Source organism: Polaromonas sp. (genome assembly GCF_010365105.1).
Lineage (GTDB): Bacteria > Pseudomonadota > Gammaproteobacteria > Burkholderiales > Burkholderiaceae_C > Polaromonas.
In genome coordinates this window covers 1-19379 of sequence record NZ_JAAFGZ010000013.1, presented here as the reverse complement: position 1 = coordinate 19379, position 19379 = coordinate 1, and the positions used below count along the sequence as shown (strand labels likewise).

The 19379-nt window shown below is 60.1% G+C and carries 17 protein-coding genes and 5 pseudogenes; 5 read left to right on the top strand and 17 right to left on the bottom strand.

Annotated features, from left to right (window positions below; all coding sequences use genetic code 11):
* Positions 1-30 precede the first annotated feature (30 nt).
* The 3 genes from mobF to GZ092_RS10600 form a co-directional block, all read right to left on the bottom strand.
* Positions 31-3624: a MobF family relaxase gene (gene mobF / locus GZ092_RS10610; protein WP_293636365.1), complete on the bottom strand. Its 3594-nt coding sequence runs from the start codon at positions 3622-3624 to the stop codon at positions 31-33.
* A complete protein-coding gene (locus GZ092_RS10605; protein WP_293636364.1) occupies positions 3621-4007 on the bottom strand; it encodes a hypothetical protein in 387 nt (128 codons plus the stop codon). Before GZ092_RS10605 ends, mobF begins: the two co-directional genes overlap by 4 nt.
* Before the next feature lie 298 nt (positions 4008-4305).
* Positions 4306-5745, bottom strand: coding sequence for a ParB/RepB/Spo0J family partition protein (locus GZ092_RS10600; RefSeq protein ID WP_293636363.1), 1440 nt, complete (start codon positions 5743-5745; stop codon positions 4306-4308).
* Between the two features lie 179 nt (positions 5746-5924).
* Here GZ092_RS10600 and GZ092_RS10595 point away from each other — a divergent pair, with 179 nt between their 5' ends.
* Complete coding sequence (locus tag GZ092_RS10595) at positions 5925-6158, top strand: hypothetical protein (protein ID WP_293636362.1); 234 nt, start codon at positions 5925-5927, stop codon at positions 6156-6158.
* Positions 6159-7087: 929 nt separating this feature from the next.
* Here the strand turns inward: GZ092_RS10595 and GZ092_RS10590 are convergent.
* The 3 genes from GZ092_RS10590 to GZ092_RS10580 all read right to left on the bottom strand — a co-directional run bounded on the left by GZ092_RS10590 (position 7088) and on the right by GZ092_RS10580 (position 8321).
* Complete coding sequence (locus GZ092_RS10590) at positions 7088-7408, bottom strand: DUF5710 domain-containing protein (protein ID WP_293636361.1); 321 nt, start codon at positions 7406-7408, stop codon at positions 7088-7090.
* A gap of 177 nt (positions 7409-7585) precedes the next feature.
* Positions 7586-8053, bottom strand: coding sequence for a GNAT family N-acetyltransferase (locus tag GZ092_RS10585; protein ID WP_293636360.1), 468 nt, complete (start codon positions 8051-8053; stop codon positions 7586-7588).
* Positions 8031-8321, bottom strand: coding sequence for a DUF1778 domain-containing protein (locus tag GZ092_RS10580; protein ID WP_293636359.1), 291 nt, complete (start codon positions 8319-8321; stop codon positions 8031-8033). The genes GZ092_RS10585 and GZ092_RS10580 overlap by 23 nt, the downstream gene beginning before the upstream one ends.
* Before the next feature lie 317 nt (positions 8322-8638).
* Between GZ092_RS10580 and GZ092_RS10575 the strand changes: the two genes are divergently transcribed.
* Positions 8639-8782 (top strand): hypothetical protein, encoded by a 144-nt coding sequence (locus tag GZ092_RS10575; RefSeq protein WP_293636358.1) that lies wholly within the window; start codon positions 8639-8641, stop codon positions 8780-8782.
* A gap of 82 nt (positions 8783-8864) precedes the next feature.
* On the opposite strand, the gene GZ092_RS10570 is transcribed toward GZ092_RS10575, so the two are convergent.
* From GZ092_RS10570 to GZ092_RS10560, 3 genes and pseudogenes are all read right to left on the bottom strand, one after another.
* Entirely contained in the window at positions 8865-9797 is a 933-nt protein-coding gene (locus tag GZ092_RS10570) for a cation diffusion facilitator family transporter (protein ID WP_293636357.1), read from the bottom strand.
* 391 nt (positions 9798-10188) lie between these two features.
* Complete coding sequence (locus GZ092_RS10565; RefSeq protein WP_293636356.1) at positions 10189-10680, bottom strand: pyridoxamine 5'-phosphate oxidase family protein; 492 nt, start codon at positions 10678-10680, stop codon at positions 10189-10191.
* 155 nt (positions 10681-10835) lie between these two features.
* Positions 10836-11528 (bottom strand): annotated as a pseudogene (locus GZ092_RS10560) (IS6 family transposase).
* Between the two features lie 65 nt (positions 11529-11593).
* On the opposite strand from GZ092_RS10560, the pseudogene GZ092_RS10555 reads away from it, so the two are divergent.
* Positions 11594-11716 (top strand): annotated as a pseudogene (locus tag GZ092_RS10555) (LuxR C-terminal-related transcriptional regulator); the annotation flags it as partial.
* Between the two features lie 265 nt (positions 11717-11981).
* On the opposite strand, the gene GZ092_RS10550 reads toward GZ092_RS10555, so the two are convergent.
* Positions 11982-13277 carry a hypothetical protein gene (locus tag GZ092_RS10550; RefSeq protein WP_293636355.1) on the bottom strand — a complete coding sequence of 432 codons (1296 nt, stop codon included), beginning with the start codon at positions 13275-13277 and terminating at the stop codon, positions 11982-11984.
* 22 nt (positions 13278-13299) lie between these two features.
* Positions 13300-13809, bottom strand: coding sequence for a hypothetical protein (locus GZ092_RS10545; RefSeq protein WP_293636354.1), 510 nt, complete (start codon positions 13807-13809; stop codon positions 13300-13302).
* 539 nt (positions 13810-14348) lie between these two features.
* Between GZ092_RS10545 and GZ092_RS10540 the strand changes: the two genes are divergently transcribed.
* Positions 14349-14978, top strand: coding sequence for a glycoside hydrolase family 25 protein (locus tag GZ092_RS10540; protein ID WP_293636353.1), 630 nt, complete (start codon positions 14349-14351; stop codon positions 14976-14978).
* Positions 14979-15369: 391 nt separating this feature from the next.
* Here GZ092_RS10540 and GZ092_RS10535 read toward each other — a convergent pair.
* The 3 genes and pseudogenes from GZ092_RS10535 to GZ092_RS10525 all read right to left on the bottom strand — a co-directional run.
* Positions 15370-15501, bottom strand: a pseudogene (locus GZ092_RS10535) (IS3 family transposase); the annotation flags it as partial.
* Between the two features lie 76 nt (positions 15502-15577).
* On the bottom strand, positions 15578-16012 hold the full coding sequence (locus tag GZ092_RS10530; RefSeq protein ID WP_293636352.1) for a helix-turn-helix domain-containing protein: 435 nt from the start codon (positions 16010-16012) through the stop codon (positions 15578-15580).
* Positions 16013-16035: 23 nt separating this feature from the next.
* The gene (locus tag GZ092_RS10525; RefSeq protein ID WP_036803751.1) at positions 16036-16560 is read right to left on the bottom strand and encodes a transposase; all 525 of its coding nucleotides are present in this window, start codon (positions 16558-16560) and stop codon (positions 16036-16038) included.
* 66 nt (positions 16561-16626) lie between these two features.
* Between GZ092_RS10525 and GZ092_RS10520 the strand changes: the two are divergent.
* Positions 16627-16890: pseudogene (locus GZ092_RS10520) on the top strand (transposase); the annotation flags it as partial.
* 7 nt (positions 16891-16897) lie between these two features.
* On the opposite strand, the gene fba reads toward GZ092_RS10520, so the two are convergent.
* The 3 genes and pseudogenes from fba to GZ092_RS10505 all read right to left on the bottom strand — a co-directional run.
* Positions 16898-17935, bottom strand: a complete 1038-nt coding sequence (gene fba, locus GZ092_RS10515) for a class II fructose-bisphosphate aldolase (RefSeq protein ID WP_293636351.1) — start codon at positions 17933-17935, stop codon at positions 16898-16900.
* Between the two features lie 87 nt (positions 17936-18022).
* Positions 18023-19225, bottom strand: coding sequence for a phosphoglycerate kinase (locus tag GZ092_RS10510; RefSeq protein WP_293636350.1), 1203 nt, complete (start codon positions 19223-19225; stop codon positions 18023-18025).
* Positions 19222-19379 (bottom strand): annotated as a pseudogene (locus tag GZ092_RS10505) (type I glyceraldehyde-3-phosphate dehydrogenase); the annotation flags it as partial. The gene GZ092_RS10510 and the pseudogene GZ092_RS10505, both read right to left, overlap by 4 nt.

Here is a 19379-nt window from a genome sequence, read left to right as displayed (position 1 = left end):
GTATCGGGTTGGGAAAAGGGCAGCCTCAGATTATCGGGTGAGGCTAAAAACCGGCGGCTTCGATTTCAGGTATTTCAGCGGCCTGCTAAGGCGCTGGCGCGCTGTCGTCTTCGCCTGCTGCTCTGTGACGAACACCATCATGGCCTGGCGAGCCTGCTCTGCGATGTTTTCTCGCCCCTCTTCCCTTATCCATGTGCTAAGAGGAATCGCATCCCCGCCCTCTTTGATCGCTTGGTCTGCCGCAGCCATCATTGCTGCCTCGTCAACCCTGGCTGCGGGCGTTTTGTCATGCCACCGGACCTCAGCAGCCTGCCCAAGAAGCGCGCAGATATGCGGCAGCAGCAACGCGCCCTTCCCGTGGCTGCTGACGATCACGGTGCTGCGTGGCTCGCCGCGCAGCACCTGCAGCGTTTGCAGCTGCAGCGCCTCCAGGCCGCTGAAGACAACATCGACCGACTTCGATTCATCATTGCCCTGTAGCACAGGAGGGAATTGGTGGCGTAGCGCCTCAGTGCGCGGCGCATCGCCGCCGAGTCGGCACACTGGCTGCGCAAGTGCACCTCCTGGTGCATCGATGCTGCCCGGGTGGTACCCAATAAAAACTGGCGTCTGCGGGTCCTGGAACGACAGGAAGCCTGTCTGCACCGCCTCCCACGCGACATCCGGGTGCACGTGCTCGCGCTCGGTGAGCCAGTCGCTGCCCTCCTGCATGACCGGGTCCGGCGGCCGGGGCACAGGCAGCACATAGCTGCTCGCTTCCTGAAACGGAAAGGCTTTGTGGCGCGGTGCGGGTGACAAGCCGGAGGCAGCTTTGCTGTGAAGTCGCATCAGCGCGCGGCCTGCGGCCAGGCGGTCCTCGCGCTGGCGCTGCATTTTCTCCTCGACTTCCACATCGACCCGGGCGCCGCGCTGCTTCCAGCGCGCGTAGTCCAGCGTCGAGGTCTTTTCCTTTTGCGCCGACCAGCCAGCGGCCAGCCGGGCCAGGCACTCCTCGTCAGTAAATGCCGAGAGCGGCTGCCATTCGTCAGCCAGCGCATGGCGCATCTTCGCCGCGTGGCGCAGCGCCTTGTCGACAAACACCTGGCAGCCCTCGCGGTGGCGCGACATGCCCACGCCGGCCGAAGCGCGGTCAAGCAAGGTGGAGTCTTTGAGGATAGTGAAATCGGCCGTCAAGCCCTGCGCGCTGTAGGTGCTGATGCAGTACCCCAGCTGCAGCGCCAAGCCGCCTTCGGCGTGCTGCCACTTATCATCCTGCGGGTCGACCCGGACCACAGCGCTACTTCCCTGCAGCCGGACCCAGAGAACGCCCTCCTCAATCCGCTCGACCACGCCCCGGCTGCGGTTGAACACGTGGCCCTCTTTGGCATTGACGCGAAACACGACCTCGTCCTTCACAGAGAATTCGACGCGATCCTGCGGCTCCAGGCAGTCCATCGTTGCGAGCAGCAAGCCCGGGCCAATGTCCCCGGCCGCCTGGCGCGCCGCATGAGCCAAGCGGTTGAGCTGGCGCACTGAGGCATTGTCGGACGCCATGATCAGGTGCTCCTGGCCAGGATGCGCTTGTTGGCTGAGCAGCCAGGCGTCGATCAGCTGCTGCTCGGCCACCTCGGCGCTGGGCGCGAAATGCACCTGGCCCCGCGCCGCGTACGTCGCCAAGCCTTCCTTGGCACGCCCGGCAAAAAAGTCGTACACCGCCTGGCGCTCGGTGGGGTCCTTTTGCCGAAAGATTGCATTGAGACGGGTGCTGCCGATCGATTTGGCAATCACGCGCAGCGCGTCGCCCGCGGCAATGGACTTTTGCTGCAACGTGTCTCCGATCAGGATCACCTTGGCGCCCGCTTGCCTGGCAATGTCAAGTACCGCGACCATGTCCTTCACACCCACCATGCCGGCCTCATCCACGACGATGAGGCTCTTAGCATTGAGCGTCAATTGTTTATTGCGCACTGCCTGTAGCCAGCCCGTGATCGCCCGTCCAGTCTGCAAACCGGCCGATTTCTGTAGATTTATTGCGGCTGTCCAGCCGGTGGCCAGGCCGGTCACGGCGTATCCGCAGCGTTCGAACTCGCGCGCGATCGCAGCAACGGTGAACGTCTTGCCGGCGCCGGCCGTGCCCTCGATCACTGACACCGCATGACCGTCCTGTAAGGCGTTCAAGGCGGCTTGGCGCTGCTCGGGCTGCAAGTTTGGGGGAAGTTTTGGGCTGACGAGCGGTTTGTTCTCATGCTCGATCACCGTAACGGCATTGACATCATTCACCGCCTTGACAGCCACATCGTGCTGATTCGGGGTAAGTTGAGCTGGAAGTCCGAGGGCATCAGGCGAGCCCAGCACGTGCTGGCTGTCCGGGCGCCTGGCCAGGCGCAGCAGCCGACGCTCAAGCAGCAGCATCTCACGCGTTGTAAACAGTTGCTCCTCGGCGCCAGACTTGTTGACTGTTGGGGTGGACAACAGGTCCTGCGCCTTGACATCTTCCACTGCCTGACGGATCTGCGCGGGCGAGGCCCGGCCCAACAGGTGGACCGCTACCTGCGTGAGCAGCTCGGGCGCGCGAAACACTGCTTTTGTCTCAGTGAGCTCGCCAACGGCCAGCCGCGCTTCTTGAAGCAGTTCCATGCGTGTGAGCTCAGCCACTGGCGTGCCCGTGACCAGCGCCTGGGCCTCGGCTGGAGTGAACCCTAACTCGGCGCCCTCGGCCAGCCAGCGCTGCTGCAGCGCTTCGCGGTTCAGGTCGGATTTTTCCTGGCGCGTGGCTAGCGTTGCCAGGTCGTGCAGGCGGCCATGCTGCCCAAAGCCAACTGAATCAATACCTGCTGCGTGCAGCTTTTTCTGGACAGCCACCTCGATCTGGCGGCGGCGTTTGGAGAACTGCCTCAACATCTTTTCTGGCACGTTGGCGATCTCGAAGACCTTGCCTTTTTTCTCGACCGACAGGCCCAGCAGCCTGAGCTCCCACGCTAAGCGCGCGTGAGCCAGGCTGGCTGCTGCGCCCTGCCAGCGCATGAGCTCGAGCGTTTGCAGCGCACCAGTTGTGCCGTCCGGGCGCTCGCAGATATTGAAAGCGACGCAGTGGGTGTGCAGGTGCGGATCATTTTCCCGGCTGCTGCCGTGGCCGAACAGCGCGCCGACCAGGGGGGCCGGCGTCTGCTGCACCCCGCCCTTGCCTTGGCGCGAATAGGCGTGCTCGCTCAGCATGTCCATCATCTCGCCAGAGGCCCGCTGCTGCGCAGCTTCGATGCCCGCTTTGAGTTCACTGCCGCTCATCGCCCAGACCACCGAGACTGACTTGGGCGCGCCCAGCGTGAAGTCGTGCAGCGCGATGCGGTGGCGCTGGCCGGCGTTTTGCACCAGTGGCTTGCCGGTCTCGGGATGAAAGCCTTGGATGAAGCGGCCAAAGCGCCGCGCATCCCGCGCGCCCGGCGCGGCGCCGAACGCCTGGCCGTCCACAATGCTCAGGCCATTGCCGCGCCCTCCTCCGGGCCGCGCTCCGGCGTACCACACGCCCGGCGGCTCCTTGCCGCCCGAGGCACTGTAATAGTCGTCGACCGCCTTGCCATCGGCCGTCATGGCACTGGTGTAGTAGCCACCTCCGCCCGGTCCAGATTTTTTGTAGCTGACCGTCATGCAGCAGCCCGTCCCTTCAAAGCATCCAGTCCTAAGGCCTGCATGATATGGAACAGTGCAGTCATTATTGTGATGCTCTGTAGGGCGCTGGTGTGCGCGGCATCAGCGCTGCTGTTCTGGTGAACGAGGATGCTTGCCTGCTGGTCCAGCAGCAGTTGCAAGCGCTGATCCAACTCGGCAAGGCTGAGGAGGCACTCGGGCTGGTGGCCTGCGCGCAGGGTCATGTCGCGCTCCAGTGACTGCCGAACGATGTCAGAGACCCGCACCCCGTCCTTGCGCGCAGCTGTTTTGAGAGCCTGCATCAGTTCCAGCGTCAGACGGAAGTTAAGGGCTTCGCTTTGCGCCTTGCCAGCCGCCGCGGCTGGCCTGAACGGCCCGCTCATGAGCAACGCTCCATACTGGTGTAATACACCGTAAATACACGGCAAAGCCGCACTTTTTTGTCTTGTTTTCCAAGGAGAAGCGGCCAGCGAGCCCGCTTTTTGACCGTCAGCGCAGGTGGGTATCTGTGTGATGGAAATTTTGATGAAATTTGTGCGAGTTCCCGCGGCGTTATATAACAGCCCGGCAGCAGTTGGCCATCGCCTTGCTGGACGCCAGGCGCGCTACCTTGGCGTGATGCGTGTTCATGCGACAAAGCGCCAGGTTCAAGCAGAGAAGAGATTAAAGCAGGCGCGCGACTCATGATGCTTCCTGATCATTCAAAGAAGAAACGCTCGGGGTTGTTCCCGCGTACTGCGCATCACTGAGCAGTTTCCCAACGGCTAATGCAAGCAGATCGCACTGCTGCTCACTTAAGGCCAGGCTCAGTTCAACCAATGCCGTCCCGTTTTCGGCAGCCGTTACAGCGCCAATTACATTGGTGTCATCGGTCATTATTGGGCACCAGATGTTGGACCGTCCAACACCTGCCGTTTTTCCGGAACTGCTTTGACAGGCGGCCATGCAGATATCTTGTGCGACCACAGACTGGCACTCCGCACGCTCCTCATCGATAGCACCCAAAGAGACCGCTTCTTTATTTTGCTTTCTGAATGTTGGAAGCTCCGTGTTGGACGGTCCAACACATGGCTCCTCTTGTAGCTTCTCCTGTGGCTCCTCCTTTGACTGCTTTTGCGAGTTGGTTTCACAAGCAGCCACAGTGACTTCAAGCATTACTTCCAGCACGTGTTCATCAGCATCGCCAGCTGCTTTCAAGGGTGCAATTTTCAGCACTTCTTGTAATGCACATGCGCTTGCTTCGGGGCAGGTGACATGGCCATGCGCGGCGGCTGGCTGCACGGGCTTGGCCCCCAGCAGCATGTCGTAAACTTCTCGTCCGTTCAGCTTGGAGTCTGCTGAGCTGCGCAAAGCAGCAATCGCAAGGGCACGCAGGTAGATCTCGGTGGATTGAATATCAGCCTGATCTGGCTTTAGCGCGGAGGCTCTGGTAAGCGCGTTGGCAAACCGGTACTGAAGATCACGCGGGCTGCTAAATGCATTGATGATCACAGGATGCAGTCGAGCAATTGACAAAGCCTTGCTCAAGTCGCCCTTGTCGACGCCCAGCGCATGCGACAACGCACCGTCTGTTTTATAAACCTGCTCTGCCCGCAACCGGGCATACCATTGCCCCTGCTCCAAGAGCGACAGACCATCTCGACCGATGTTTTCTTGCGCCATGTGCCGAATGCACTGCTCGTCTGTCAAGCCCTTGGCTACCAGGGCGTTGACTTTCAAACCTGCATGCTGGCAGGCCATAACACGTCGATGCCCGTAAACCAACTCGTAGCTGTTGTCGGGCAACATACGTACGAGCACGGGTACCGTGTTTCCACCCGTTTTTGTTATCAAGTCTACAAGTTCCTTGAAATCTGACGTGTCCACGAAATTTGGCAACCGGTTAGACCACCGGGACACCTGGATAGCCGCCGAGTCCAGCTTCAACAACTTGCCTTGATAAGCCGTTGGAAGGACGGACAAGGGCTCTTCGCACATTGTTTTTGGGGGTGCAGTCTTCGCTGGCTTGGGCAGGCTGTTGCGGGTTGCAGTCATCGGCGGCCTGGTCTTATTGGCCGCCTTGCCAATGTCGCGATTGGTTTTGACCTCTGGCGCAGAGGCGCTTGTCGGTTCGGTATGCATGCGATTTCCTTGATTGGGGAACGTAAAATAAAGTTTTATCTGCGCCTTTCGGGCGCAGCAGTGCTGCACCTGACGTATCAGGTGCCTCAACTGCGGTGGGAGTGCTAACTCCCGGGCTGCATGGGAAGTGGGTTTAGCGCTGCGCGCTAAGGCGCAGCGGCTTAGGGCGAAGGCGGGCCATGCTGGAGCCCGATGTCGGCTGCGCCGTACCTCGGGCGCATCGGCAGAAATGCCAATGGGCGGACACAGTGCCGCAGTCGTGGTCAAAGGTATTGATAGGTATGCAAGCGTTGCAGCCGCTGGCCAAATCAGGTATCGTCAAGAAACTCATCATTTACTTCCAAGTCATTGATGGGGAATCCGAGGTGGCGAGCGCAGGGGTATCCAGAGCCTTAGTTCCGGGCAATCCATAGCAATTCGCAGCCAAGGGCCAGTGGTTTTCATTTCCATGAAAGCACGATGTTTCGACTGCGTGCAGTGCCAGCAAGCTGTAATTTTTTGGCACTGCACGTTTTCGACTCACTACAAACACTTTATTCCTTACACGGGAATAAAGGTCCAAAGATTGCTCTCGCAGAGCACTCTAGAAAATCGATTTGTCGAAATTCTTTGAATTTCGTTGAAATCGCTGTTTCGTTTGGCACCTGGGTCCGGATTTGAGCCACTTCGCGAAGAAATTTGTGGTAAGAAATCTATTTCTCACCACAAATTATTGATTTGACAGAGTTGGCGACATACATTGCGTTGCACAACGAATGCAGGCTTACGCTGATCGGATGATCCAATTGGACCGTCCAATTCTTTTGCGGTTCGTGCCAAGTTGGACTTTGACTGACCAGCCCTGTTGATCCCACAGGTATCAATGCGCACACCGGCTGCATTGCATTCCAGCCCGAAGTCTTCGCACAGCGTGTCCACTACGACCAGTGCCTTGGAGACGACGTCACATTTAAAAAAACGGTAATCAACTTCTTGAATGTCACTCCTGCCTGTCAGTACCGAGGCCCACCAAAATACTGACCTTGCCCCTGGATTCCGTATCCTGAGTATTCCGGACCAACGTGACCGTTGATTCCGGGACCGCGACCGACGTTCCGGTGAACGTGACAGGGAGGATTCCGTCAACGTGACCGCTGATTCCGACGAACGTAACCGATGGCAATGGTTACGACAGTCGGCACGGCTGTGACGTACAGAGCTCTGTCGCGAGGCAAGTTCATTGAGTGGTTCACCGCATTGTTGTTGCCGATGCCAATTTGACTAAGCGCGCCGATAAAAAGTAATCACCCCAGAAACAGCAACAAACAAGGTTTGACGTGGGTTGCGGCTCGATGATTCCTGGTCAATCAAAATTGGCGCCACTGGTCAAATCAGCACTGGCGCCTACAGCCTGCGCCACCGCCCGGGACACATCACCCAGGAGGCTGGACAGGGGAACGCCCTTTTTGCCTGGCATCGCAAGCGTTGCAGGCTCATCCAGCATCGAAAGAGCGTCTTCAGAGTTCGATGCCAAGCTTGAGCCAGCCAACAGCCACACGGCAAAAGGCACCAACTCGCGGCCCTCGGGCACAAACCATTGGCGCTGGGCGGCATCCCACCGGGCGCCCAGGCCCTTGGCGGCGTCTTTGTCCTTGAAGGGGACGGTGAGGTAGGTGTTGGCCATGCGGAGATTTTTCAGGAAACGGGGTCAGGTCAAGCGAAGGCTATGAGCATCTTTAAAAGAGCGGGCATTCATCTCGAGCGGCCAAGCTGCTGGTCCGCCTTCCCGGAAAACGACACCGCTAGACGGTTGCCTCGCTCGACGGGGTCGTCTTTCAAAATGGGGAGAACTTTCCCTTGCTCAGTAAGGCAAGAACAGCTTCAACGGATGGTCCAGCATCTGCTCAAAGCCGTACTGCAGGTAAAACTGAACTGCCGCTGGCTTGGCGTCTACCACCAGGCCCACTCCACTGACCACTTGAGCTGCTTTTGAAGTCCGGTCGATGGCGTCGAAAAGCAAAAGCTCGCCCAGGCCGGTCCCCTTCTGACTCAAGTCTCGTGCGAGCCGGCCCAGCCGGAAAATTGGGATGACGCGTGGCAGCTTCTTTTGACGGGCTTCGGGCAGTTCGGCTGTCAGCAGTTCGGCTACGCTGTATGCGTAGTAGCCGAGGATGATGGGACTGGTCTCGTCAACGACGGCCACCATTGGCGAAGAAATCCGTTTTTCCTGATGCTGCCTGGCTGTCTTTTTCAACCAATCGCTGAGCGCGGGCTCTTCGCATTGAAAGCTTTTGCGGTCATGGTGGTCACTGAGCGGAAGAAACAGCATTCTCTACGACGGTTCGGTGGCGGGCCTGGGCTCGCAAAAATTGCTCGTTGCGAACAGCAGGCGCCTGGGTCAGCTCGAACACACGAAGCGCTTCTCTGCGTGTAAGCAGCAGCGTGGTTTCGCTCTCAATCACACGCTCGGCTTTTTCCAAAGCTGCTTGCACCACGAACTGGTTAAGCGTGGCGCCCACCAAGTCAGCTGCCGCCTGCAAGGTATCTTGCACGTGCTCGGTGATGCGTGTGGTGAGCCGTCGGGATTGGGCCAGCATGCTGCGCCTCCTTATTCAACTTTAAAACGGCAAGTTTACCAAGGTGGCGTCATTTTGTCACCAGGCAACCTATAGATTGCCGCGACAGCCGCCGGTCATAAGAACAGTGGCTGGGCACCTCGTCAAGCTCATCGCGATTTTCGTGCTTCCAACCCTGGTCATTGCGTTGCTGCTGCTCTGGGCGGGGTTCAGGCGTCTGGTTTTCTGTCCAACATGGCCACCAGAGTAGCGAGCGTGGCCGCGGGCGCCTTCCTGTTCCAGGGAATCAACAGTCGGGTGGGCGGTCACCCGATTCCCCGCTTGCGGGAGCCAATCCCTTGAGCTCACCGACGGCAGGCAAGGAGGCGCCTGCCAACAACTTCCTTGATGCGCCGACGGGCAGCAGCAGCGTCCCGGACAGCACCGCTGGTTTTAGCGAGTTTCTCGATATCGGGCCCGATGACGCCAGTAACTGGACTTGAGGTAAGTGTCAGCACTCGGATTACGCCAATCAGTCGAGGGCTGAGGCTTTTAGATCGCCGGCGCTTTCGTTGAATGCCTGAACTACAGCGCGGCCGGTTCAGGCCGGGGGTTGCCTGCATCGGGCTCGAAAAATGACCAGTGCAGACTGGGAAAGTGCGCCTGCAGGCGCTCCTCTACCTCATCGATGGCGGCCACCAGCGCATCAGCGCTGGGCATCGGAACCATCTTGGCTTTCACCGCCACGGCAATCTTGTCGCCCAACTGGAACGTGATGAGGTTCACGATGCGCTCGACCTCGGGCTGACTGGCAACAAACTCGGTGATGGCCGTGCGCATTTCGGGGGAAGCGGACTCGCCGGTAATCAGGCTTTTGACCTCGATGGTGACGGCCACTGAAACGCCGATCAGCAGCAATCCAACGGCTACCGAACCCATGGCATCGAACACCGTGTTTCCCGTGATGCCGGTGAGGGCCAGCGCCACAAAGGCCAGGGCCAGGCCGGCAAGCGCTGCGATGTCCTCGCCGGTGATGACCAGGAGCTCGGATTGCCGCGTTTCACGGAACCAGCGCCACAGGCTTTTGTCGCCGCGCTCGGCCGCCAGCGCCTTCAGTGCGCCGCGCAGGCTGATGGATTCCAACACCACCGCAACGAGCAGTACCCCCAAGGACGGCAGCAAATACTTCACGGGCTCGGGATGCTGCAGCGACTGGACCCCGTGCCAGACCGAAAACAGTCCGCCGATGCTGAAGAGGAGCACGCCGACCATCATCGACCAGAAATAGACGACGCGTCCGTAGCCCATGGGGTGGTCCGGCGTCGGTGCTTTTTTCGCTTGCTGCATGCCCACGAGCAGCAGGACCTGGTTGCCGCAGTCGGCAAAGCTGTGCAGCGCCTCGGCGAGCATGGCGCCACTGCCGGTGAAGAATGCCGCAACCGCCTTGGCCAGCGCGATGCCGCCGTTGGCGCCCAATGCATAGAAGACCGCTTTGAGCGAACCGGAGTGTTTTGACATTTATTTCTTTTGAAACCGAGCAGACCGGAAGATACCGAACTTGCCCGGATCTCCGAGGATACCTTCACCCCCCTTACAACCAAGAGAAAGGTCTGTCCATTAAAAATTTATTGCCTGAACAGGCGACGCACTGATGCATCGGTTTGAAGACCAGAAAGTGAACATGGCCGCTACACCAGAGCGGCGGTGCCGGTAAAGACCTGTGAGGTCAACCAATAATTTGAAAAAATATGGTCTTGGACATGTGGCAATGGTGAAGTACACGGGTCAAGCAAGGCAGAGCGAATTGGTGCTATCGGCCAAGGGTAGGCACTGGCGGTATGTCGAAGCGAACACCCAGTGTCTGAACTCAGCGGACGCGTCACCTGCCCAACCATGACGGATACCTTGGTCACGGCCCTGCCGGCCCCAAAGCCCGCCTGACTTCTTCCTCGTCGATTGAGCGCGCCGCGCCAAAGCCAGCGACCTGGCGGGCACCGTTGAGCGCAATGGCGACAAACCTGAAGTCGCCCAGCTGGGTCATGAATTCAGCTTCCGGGAAGCTTTCCACGTAGGCAGCCCGACAAACCTCCCATTCCGGGGTCCCGGCTTCCAGCGTTCGTGCCAGGCCGTCCAGCGTGACGCGAGGCAAGGCATGCACCGGCTCACCCTGCACCTCCGCCTGCATCACGAGCACGGACACATTCGGCCGGGCTTGCAGGTTGCCCGTGTGGGCCGCCAGGCCACTCACATGGATGACCAGGCACCCGAGCGACGGCTCCATCGCATAAGGCACCATGGAAACAAACGGGTTGCCGTCATCGCCGAGGGTCCCCAGGGCAGCGACACGCCTGGCATGCAAAAGTGCGCGCAGCGCAAGGGTCAGTCTGGATTCGTGCGGCATGAGGGGGCCCCTGAAAATCGAATATTTGAACGAAAGCCTAACCAGCATGTCTGCAGGCAGGCGCCATGCTTAAAATCCCGTCAGCGCCCTGTTCATCGGTTCTGTCGCGTTGCCGGCTGATGAACGTTTTTCGGGCTGGAACGAATGCCAGTTCCTCAGACGGGACGGATTTTCCCTGCCAATGCATAAAACTGGTCGGCAAAAGACCTCGCGTTGCAGCCCTCCATCATGAGCTGACCTTTGCGAATCATGTGCATCAACTCAATGCCAGCCAGTACACTTTTGGCCGATCGAAATGACTTGAAGTTGAGCATCGGCCTGGTGACGCGTTTGATGGCCCGATGGTCTTGTTCCACGATGTTGTTGGGGTACTTCACTTGCCGAACCACGATCGAGGTTTCCCGGCCGGCCTTGATGCCATCAATCGCCGCCTTGTTGGCGCCGCTCTTGTCTATCGTGACCTTCTCGCGAACACCGCTGGCCTTCATGGCTTTTTCAAAGAACCGCAGGGCTGCAGACTTGTCGCGCCTGGCGGTCAGCAGGAAGTCGACCGTCTTGCCTTCCTTGTCCACTGCGCGGTAGAGATATTTCCAGGCGCCTTTGACTTTGATGTACGTTTCATCCATGCGCCAACTCCCACCCACCGCGCGCTTTTGCTTGCGGAACACTTTCTAAAGCAAAGGCAGAAACCGGATTGCCCAGCGATTGATTGAAGAGTGGTCTACTAACACGCCGCGTTCCTGCATCATCTCCTCGAGATGACGATAGCTCAACGGATAGGCCGCGTACCAACGGATACACACCAGAATCACGTCAATTGGAAATCGCATTCCATTGGTCGCCAGCATCGCGTTCAAACCATTTCAGTCAAAGTTCTCAGCATAGTCGAGTAAGCTGCTTGACCGTCAACGCGACAAAACCGTTCATCAGCGGGCAGACGGTGAATACCCACATCAAGAACATTTACCGCAAGCTCAATGTGCGCAACCGTGCGCAGGCGGTCAGCTTTGCAACCAATCAAGGACTTTTCAAATAGCCTGAATCGCCAAACCGATGTGAGAACGGTTTTCGAGAAGGTTGCAGGTGATGCGCCACGCTTGCGTGAATTGAAACGGAACCTACCGCCGACTGGCGTATGTTGATTGAAAGCCTCGAAAGATCAATCCGTTGACACGGCCTGCGGGCGTCATCAAGGAAAATGTGCTCTCGATAAAGATCGCCGTTACCAACGGTTGAAAAGTAGGTCAACGCATGACTTCGGACATCAAGCTGTCAGCGTACCCGCCGCGCGCGGGCGGGCATCACCGGGCCGGTGGCGCGGTGCACAGCGCGTTCACATTCACCTGGTCACCCACCAACTTTGTGACGAAGTCCCAGAGTGCTGGGTCATAAATGCCGCTGTGGTTATCGACGACCTGCGGCGAAGCGCGCATGGTCCACAGCGGGAATTGGTTGCGCGGCTCTGGTGCCTGCGGCGAGAGTGCGGGCGCCGCGCCAGCGACCACGGGTGGATCGAGTGCCATGTGGCACTCCACGAACCCATCGCCCGGCCGTGACAGGTCATGGGTGACGTACCGCGCCATGTGTCCCATCGTGTGCGTGTTTGCGCGTTTCTCCAGCCGCAGCGAGCGTTCGAAGGCCGGGCACTCGCCGGTCACGGTGAAGCCGCCCGGGCATTGGTCCTCGTCGGTCCAGCCTTCGTGGTCGAACAGCGAGTTGACCGCGCGACCGACGGGGAAGGCCGTGCCAGTCGCGCTGTCGTTGGTGGCGGTGATGGAGACGAACAAAGGCCGGTCAGCGCCGACGCGCGGTGCGTGCATCGCGACCTGGAACAGGGGCTCGAAGCGGGATGCCTCGAACGCCGGATTGATCACCAGCGCCAAGTCCACCAGTCGACGAGGCACCGCCCCGTCCTGGGCGCGCACCAATTCGTCCAGTAGCGATTCTGCGATCGCGTTGAACACGATCAGCCCACCGAAGCTGTGGCCTATCAGTACCACGCTCACGCTTTTGTCCACGCTGAGGACCCGAATCCGCGAGAAGAGCTCGCGGATCGATCCGCGTGCCACGTGCTCGGCAGTAGCCTTGCGGTCGTAGAAGGTGATGTTGTCGAGGCCGGCCACGTCAATCGAGTTTCCGCGCCAACCCACATAGAGGCCCAAGGTGCGCACGTCAGGCCCCGCGCGCTTTGCGAAAGGCGGGAGGATGGCGATGCGGAAGTTGCGCACGTTATCGTCGTCGAAACCGGCGTTGTGCTTCCAGCCGTGCACGAACACCACCAGTTGCACCGGCCGCGGGTCGCCGGCCCGAGGCAGCGCCTGCGCAATCGCCCGGCTCATCTGCTCCCGTGACTGCAGCCATCCCTGATCGGTGAACTCGACATAGGCCACCTCGAATCCTGGGGCGTCACCGGCGGCCGGCACCTTCTCGAGCTGGGCATTGCGGCACGCCTCAGAGGTTTGGGACGGCGCCGCAGCGGACACGATGCACTCCGCCTCAAGGTTCAAGCGGTACGGCGCAAAGCCGCTGCATCCCGCCAGCAGGACCATCGCCGAGAATGCTAGACCCGCACGACCGATGTTTCTGATGTCCCTCATGCCGCTCTCCCCGTGGTCTGGGTTACCCGTCCATCGATCCTAGCCCCATCCCTTCGGCTCGGCAAGCGGGCGCCAACATACGTTCGATCTCAGGGAGATGCTCGGTCCACCCGCCAAGACATAGGATGTAGGCGCCTGGCTGGCAGTTCGGATCACTCCGGCGCCGGATCGCATAGACCTGTTCGGGGCGAAACCCGGCTTCGGCATAGGCCTGGAAGTCGGTGCTGGAGTCGCCATAGGCGAAGGCCAGTCGCCACCCACGCCGCACATAGACGCGCAACACGTCTGCCTTGAACCGATCAACCTGGGTACGGTCGCCGGCGGACTGCGCCACATGCAACGGCCCGTTGGGGAATTCGTGGCGTCGCAACCAGTCGGGCAAGCCTTGCTGCAGCAGCGGAATCCGCGCGCTCAGGTACACGATTGTGTAGCCCTTGCGTACGTAGGTTGCCAGCGCTTGCGCGGCGCCCTCGCGTGCTTCGAGGAAGGCACTGTCGCGTGGCGTCAGCGTGCCGTCGATGTCGACGGCCACCAACCCCTGTCGGGGATACTCGGGCGCGGGCACCGCGTAGGGGGGCAATGTCGTGCACGCTGCCAGCAGGCAGGAGCAGACTGACACTCGAAACAGACGCATGGAACCGCATTTTGCGCCTGCGGCTCGACGCGATCAACAAAGACCTGCAGCACCCTCTGCATCCTCGGGATGAATTGAAGGACAGTGGCGTGCAGCATGCGACGCAAGCTGTACTTGTCTGTCGGATTTGTAATAAATCGCTTCCGTCTCGGTATCGTAACTGCCATACGCAGTAGACAAGCACACCGCCTACAAAAGGTCGCGAACGTCTCCTCCTGGCCGGATCGGCAAGGCTGTGTGGTGGTGGACGCAATCAAAATTGATTAGCATTAATAAAGCGGCCGATACCAACTGAAGTTGACCTCATTTCGCGAACACCTTATTGTTCATCAAGAAGGAATTCGAAATGTGCGAACCGCATATCTCCAAGCCGCCTTATCCGGAGCAATTTCGTCAGCAAATAATTGAACTTACCAACCTGGCAATAGGAGGTTTCCATGATCAACGCTGTTATCGATATCTCGCACCACAACAGGATAAGCAGCTTTTCAAAGGTCGCGCAGGCTGGGATTCGCGGCGTTATCCAGAAAGCAACACAAGGTTTTTCGTTCAAGGATCCGACTTTTGCAAGCAACAGAAAGCGAGTGTCGGATGCCGGAATGCGTTTCGGTGCCTATCACTTTGGGACAGCAGGAGATCCCACGGCACAGGCCGACTTCTTTCTTGCTTCCGTTGGTGACACGCCGCTACTTGTGCTCGACTTCGAGCCCAATCCACAAGGCCATGACATGTCACTTCTTGAGGCTGAGCAATTTGTCCACCATGTCTTTGCTCAGACCGGCCGATATCCTGGTTTGTATTCTGGGCACACAGTAAAAGAGGCCCTTGCAGCAGCGGGCATTGCTTCTTCCGAGCAAACTGAGCTGTCGAAGTCTTGGCTCTGGTTCGCACGCTATGGCGCCACACCTCTAATCCCGAGAGTCTGGAGTCATTTCACGATGTGGCAGTACACGGATGGCGCAGCAGGCGAGGGGCCACACGAAGTTCCTGGCATTGGTCGCTGTGACCGTGACTTTTTCAATGGTACGGAAGACGACTTGCAAGCGTTTTGGGACGGCGACGCCTGACCCGGCATTCCAGCCGACCGCCTCTGGCGGCGGCTGAATTAGATTGTTAAACAACTGCTTTTCACAGTCCGCTACTATCGATTCGGGTCGGGAGATGCAGTTCGCTGACTTTGAGAGCCTCCGTTGGTCAGCCATCGCTGAAGGCAGGTGACTGCGACCATCGCTGTAACGGCTCAAGGACTGATTGCGGTAGTGCAGCGGACGTAGCTCGACGTCCGCTCGCGGCAATGCGAACTCCTGAGCGGTCAATGGACGCCAACCGCTGCGTTGGCAGAGTCGAACTTTGGCCGAGTGACAACGCGTCAATGATCCCGAAGTGTTGCCGCCGACCCGAGCGTCCTGGACGCGGCACTGGTGGCAGGCTACACGGTCGAGGGACATCCTGTGGTGGTCAAGTTATTTCGGACAGCTCGCTAGGTTTGATAGTTGCCGATTGATGCTCGAAAGCAATGGGTGACAAGTTGCCCAGTGTTGAATGCAGACGTACAGCGTTGTAGAAGTTGACGATGTAGTCTGCAATGTCCGTGATGGCTTCTGCGTGATTGGCATATTCTTTCTACCAAACGCGTTCCATTTTCAATACAGGAAGAAACGCTCCATCACCGCGTTGATTGAGTATCCCAGCAGAACACCTGATCGGGCCCGGTCGCGGCCAAGGCGCGCGGGCGGCTGCGCTTATGCGCTGCACGCTCTGATCGCCGGTGGGCCAGCTGGCCCTCCTGGCGCAGCAGTCGGTACATCGTGGACTCGGACGCCACATACACGCCTGTGTCGGCCAAGCGAGGCACGATCTGGCTGGGCGGCAGGTCCTTGAACGGTTCGCTGTTGAGCGTGGCCATCACGGCCTGGCGCTCTTCTTCGCGCAGCTTGTTGGGCGGGCACACATAGCGTCGCTTGCCCGATGGCCGCTGGTCACCCGCAGCAGCATCCGTGCGTTGCCAGCGCTGCACGCTGCGGCATGACAGGCCCACTTGGCTACAGGCCACGTCCCGGCGGGCGCCATCGGCGCAGGCCTGATCAATGAGACCAAGCAAGGTTTGGCGCTGCTGGACGGACCTCATGTGTCCGCGCCCTCCAGCAGCGCCTGGAAGTTTTTTTGCAACACCAGCAAGGCAGCCACCTCGGCCAGTGCTTTTTCCTTGCGCCGCAGCTCTCGCTGCAACTGATCGTGCTGGCGCTGCAACTCGCGAAAGGCGCCGCTCGCCTCGCGTGAAGCGGGCACGGCAGGCGTGCAAAACTCCTGGTGCCACTGCACCAACTGATGCTCGAACACGCCATGCTCGCGGCACCAGCCGGCCCGGGCCATGTCGTCCAGTGCGTAGCTCTGCTGCAACGCCATCAAACGCTGTGCGGGCGACCAGGCAGACGCTGGGCCGTCCAGCGCAGCAGTTGCAGCGGGCACCGGGTGGGCTGTCGTGCCAGTTTTCTTGCTTGCGCTTTGCAGCCACTTCCTGAGCGTGCCGGCGGACATGTTGAGCTCGCCGGCAACGCTGATAACGGAACGCGTGCCTCGATGCCTGGCTTTGAGCAGTGCCTGCTCTTTGAATTCGGGAGAGTGATGTGAATGCGGTGTTCTGGTCATGAAATGTCGCTGCCGGGCAGTTAGCCATCAAAGAATTGGATGCGACAACAATTCTGACACCCGGGGGAGAAGGCAAAGGCGCTGTGGGATCGGTTCGAGTTCGTCTACACCCCGAAGCACGGCAGCTGGCTGAACATGGCAGAAATTGAGATCAATGTCATGGTAAGTCAGTGTCTGGATCGGCGCATCGACAGCATTGAGACCGTGCGAAGCGAGGTCGCTGCCTGGCAGTCGCGCCGCGACAACCTTCAAGCCAAGGTCAACTGGCAATTTACGACCAAGGATGCCCGCGTCAAGCTAAAACGCCTTTATCCGACAACTTCTTCATGACGCAACACTAGCGGTAACGGGCCGCCATCGTCTCCAGCGTCACCGGTCGGATGCGCGACGCCTGACCGGCGCAGCCGAAGGCTTCGAAGCGCGCCTGGCAAATGCCTGACGCGGATTTTTTGGCCGTCAGCAGCGCCTTGCGCGGATCGAACTCGCCGGGTTGCGCGGCAAAGGCCTGGCGCATCGCGCCGGTCATGGCCAGGCGGATGTCGGTGTCGATGTTGATCTTGCGCACGCCGCTTTGAATGCCGCGCTGGATTTCCTCGACCGGCACGCCATAGGTTTCCTTGATGTCGCCACCGAACTGGCGAATGATCTCCAGCCACTCCTGCGGCACGCTGGACGAGCCGTGCATTACCAGATGCGTGTTGGGAATCTGCGCATGGATGGCGGCGATGCGGTCAATCGCGAGGATGTCGCCAGTGGGCTTGCGGCTGAACTTATAAGCCCCGTGGCTGGTGCCGATCGCAATCGCCAGCGCATCGACGCCGGTCCGCGCGACAAAATCTTTGGCCTGCACCGGGTCGGTCAGCATCATCTCATGCGTCAGCTTGCCGACCGCGCCCACGCCGTCTTCCTCGCCCGCCTCGCCGGTTTCCAGGCTGCCGAGGCAGCCGAGTTCACCCTCGACCGACACGCCCACGGCATGCGCCATGTCGCTGACGCGGCGCGTCACCTCAACGTTGTAGTCGTAGCTCGACGGCGTTTTGCCGTCGGCCAGCAGCGAGCCGTCCATCATCACGCTGGTGAAACCCGAGCACATCGACTGGATGCACACGGCTGGCGAGGTTCCGTGGTCCTGGTGCAGCACCACCGGAATGTCCGGGTGCGACTCGACCGCCGCCAGCATCATGTGGCGCAAATAAGCTTCGCCCGCATACTTGCGCGCCCCGGCCGAGGCTTGCAGGATGACCGGGCTGTTGGTAGCTTGCGCGGCTTCCATGATGGCCTGGATCTGCTCCAGGTTGTTGACGTTGAAGGCAGGAATGCCGTAGCCGAACTCGGCGGCATGGTCGAGCATCTGGCGAAGGGAAACAAAAGCCATGGAAATCTCCAGTTTCAGGGTTTATGAACAAAAAGTGCTGCTTGCGCAGACTGCATCTGCGCAAGCAGCTATGCTTTCAATAGCAAATCACAAGCCGCCGACTTCGGCGCGTTGCTGCAAGACCTCGAGCGCGGGCAGCGCCCTGCCCTCCAGCATTTCCAGAAAGGCGCCGCCGCCGGTCGAGATGTAGCCCACGTCGTGCGCGATGCCGTACTGGGCAATCGCTGCCAGCGTGTCGCCGCCGCCCGCGATGCTGAAAGCGCCCGATGCGGCGATGGCGCGCGCGATGCTGCGGGTGCCGTTTTCAAACGCGGCAAACTCGAACACGCCGACCGGGCCGTTCCAGACGATGCTGCCCGCCGCCTTGAGCTGCGCGGCCAGCCGGGCGGCGGTGTCCGGGCCGATGTCCAGAATCAGATCGTCGTCCTCGACTTCGCTTGCCTGCTTGACGGTGGCGGTCGCATCAAAGGCAAAGGTCTTGGCGCAAACCACGTCAGTCGGAATCGGCACCTCGGCACCGCGCGCTTTCAGGGCCGCCATGACGGCCCGCGCCTCGTCCACCAGGCTAGGTTCGGCCAGGCTTTTGCCGATGTTCAGGCCGGCAGCCAGCATGAAGGTGTTGGCAATGCCGCCGCCGACGATGAGCTGATCGACGTTTTTAGACAGGCTTTGCAGAATGGTTAGCTTGGAGCTGACCTTGGAGCCGCCGACGATGGCGGCCAGCGGGCGCTTCGGGCTGGCCAGCGCGTGGCCGATAGCGTCGATTTCAGCCGCCAGCAGCGGCCCGGCGCAGGCTATCGGCGCATAGCGGGCGATGCCGTGGGTGGTGGCTTCGGCGCGGTGGGCGGTGCCGAAGGCGTCATGGACAAACACGTCGCACAGCGACGCCAGCTTTCGGGCCAGCGCCTCGTCGTTGACTTTCTCGCCGACATTCATGCGGCAGTTTTCCAGCAGCACGAGCTGGCCGGGTTCAACCTGCACGCCATCCACCCAATCGGACACCAGCGGCACGTCGCGCCCCAGCAGCTCGCCCAGGCGTCGGGCCACGGGCGCCAGCGAATCTTGCGGCCTGAAAACGCCTTCCGTCGGGCGACCCAGGTGGCTGGTGACCATCACCGCCGCGCCCGCCTCCAGCGCCATGCGGATGCACGGCAGGCTGGCGCGGATGCGGGTGTCTTCGGTGATCTGGCCCGCTGCGTCCAGCGGCACGTTCAGGTCGGCGCGGATAAAAACCCGCTTGCCGGCAGCAAAACCGCTCTGCACCACATCGGCAAATCGCAGGACGTTCATGCCGGCCTCACCTGCGCGCCGGCCACGACCCGCGCCATTTCCAGGCACTTGTTCGAGTAACCCCATTCGTTGTCGTACCAGGCGACGATCTTGATGAAGGTGCCGTCCAGCGCAATGCTGGCGTCCGCGTCAAAAATCGAAGTGCGCGTGTCGC

Coding starts and splice junctions, on each gene's coding strand:
- mobF (WP_293636365.1), bottom strand. CDS start 3,624: ATGACGGTCAGCTACAAAAAATCTGGACCGGGCGGAGGTGGCTACTAC.
- GZ092_RS10605 (WP_293636364.1), bottom strand. CDS start 4,007: ATGAGCGGGCCGTTCAGGCCAGCCGCGGCGGCTGGCAAGGCGCAAAGC.
- GZ092_RS10600 (WP_293636363.1), bottom strand. CDS start 5,745: ATGCATACCGAACCGACAAGCGCCTCTGCGCCAGAGGTCAAAACCAAT.
- GZ092_RS10595 (WP_293636362.1), top strand. CDS start 5,925: ATGCTGGAGCCCGATGTCGGCTGCGCCGTACCTCGGGCGCATCGGCAG.
- GZ092_RS10590 (WP_293636361.1), bottom strand. CDS start 7,408: ATGGCCAACACCTACCTCACCGTCCCCTTCAAGGACAAAGACGCCGCC.
- GZ092_RS10585 (WP_293636360.1), bottom strand. CDS start 8,053: ATGCTGTTTCTTCCGCTCAGTGACCACCATGACCGCAAAAGCTTTCAA.
- GZ092_RS10580 (WP_293636359.1), bottom strand. CDS start 8,321: ATGCTGGCCCAATCCCGACGGCTCACCACACGCATCACCGAGCACGTG.
- GZ092_RS10570 (WP_293636357.1), bottom strand. CDS start 9,797: ATGTCAAAACACTCCGGTTCGCTCAAAGCGGTCTTCTATGCATTGGGC.
- GZ092_RS10565 (WP_293636356.1), bottom strand. CDS start 10,680: ATGCCGCACGAATCCAGACTGACCCTTGCGCTGCGCGCACTTTTGCAT.
- GZ092_RS10550 (WP_293636355.1), bottom strand. CDS start 13,277: ATGAGGGACATCAGAAACATCGGTCGTGCGGGTCTAGCATTCTCGGCG.
- GZ092_RS10540 (WP_293636353.1), top strand. CDS start 14,349: ATGATCAACGCTGTTATCGATATCTCGCACCACAACAGGATAAGCAGC.
- GZ092_RS10525 (WP_036803751.1), bottom strand. CDS start 16,560: ATGACCAGAACACCGCATTCACATCACTCTCCCGAATTCAAAGAGCAG.
- fba (WP_293636351.1), bottom strand. CDS start 17,935: ATGGCTTTTGTTTCCCTTCGCCAGATGCTCGACCATGCCGCCGAGTTC.
- GZ092_RS10510 (WP_293636350.1), bottom strand. CDS start 19,225: ATGAACGTCCTGCGATTTGCCGATGTGGTGCAGAGCGGTTTTGCTGCC.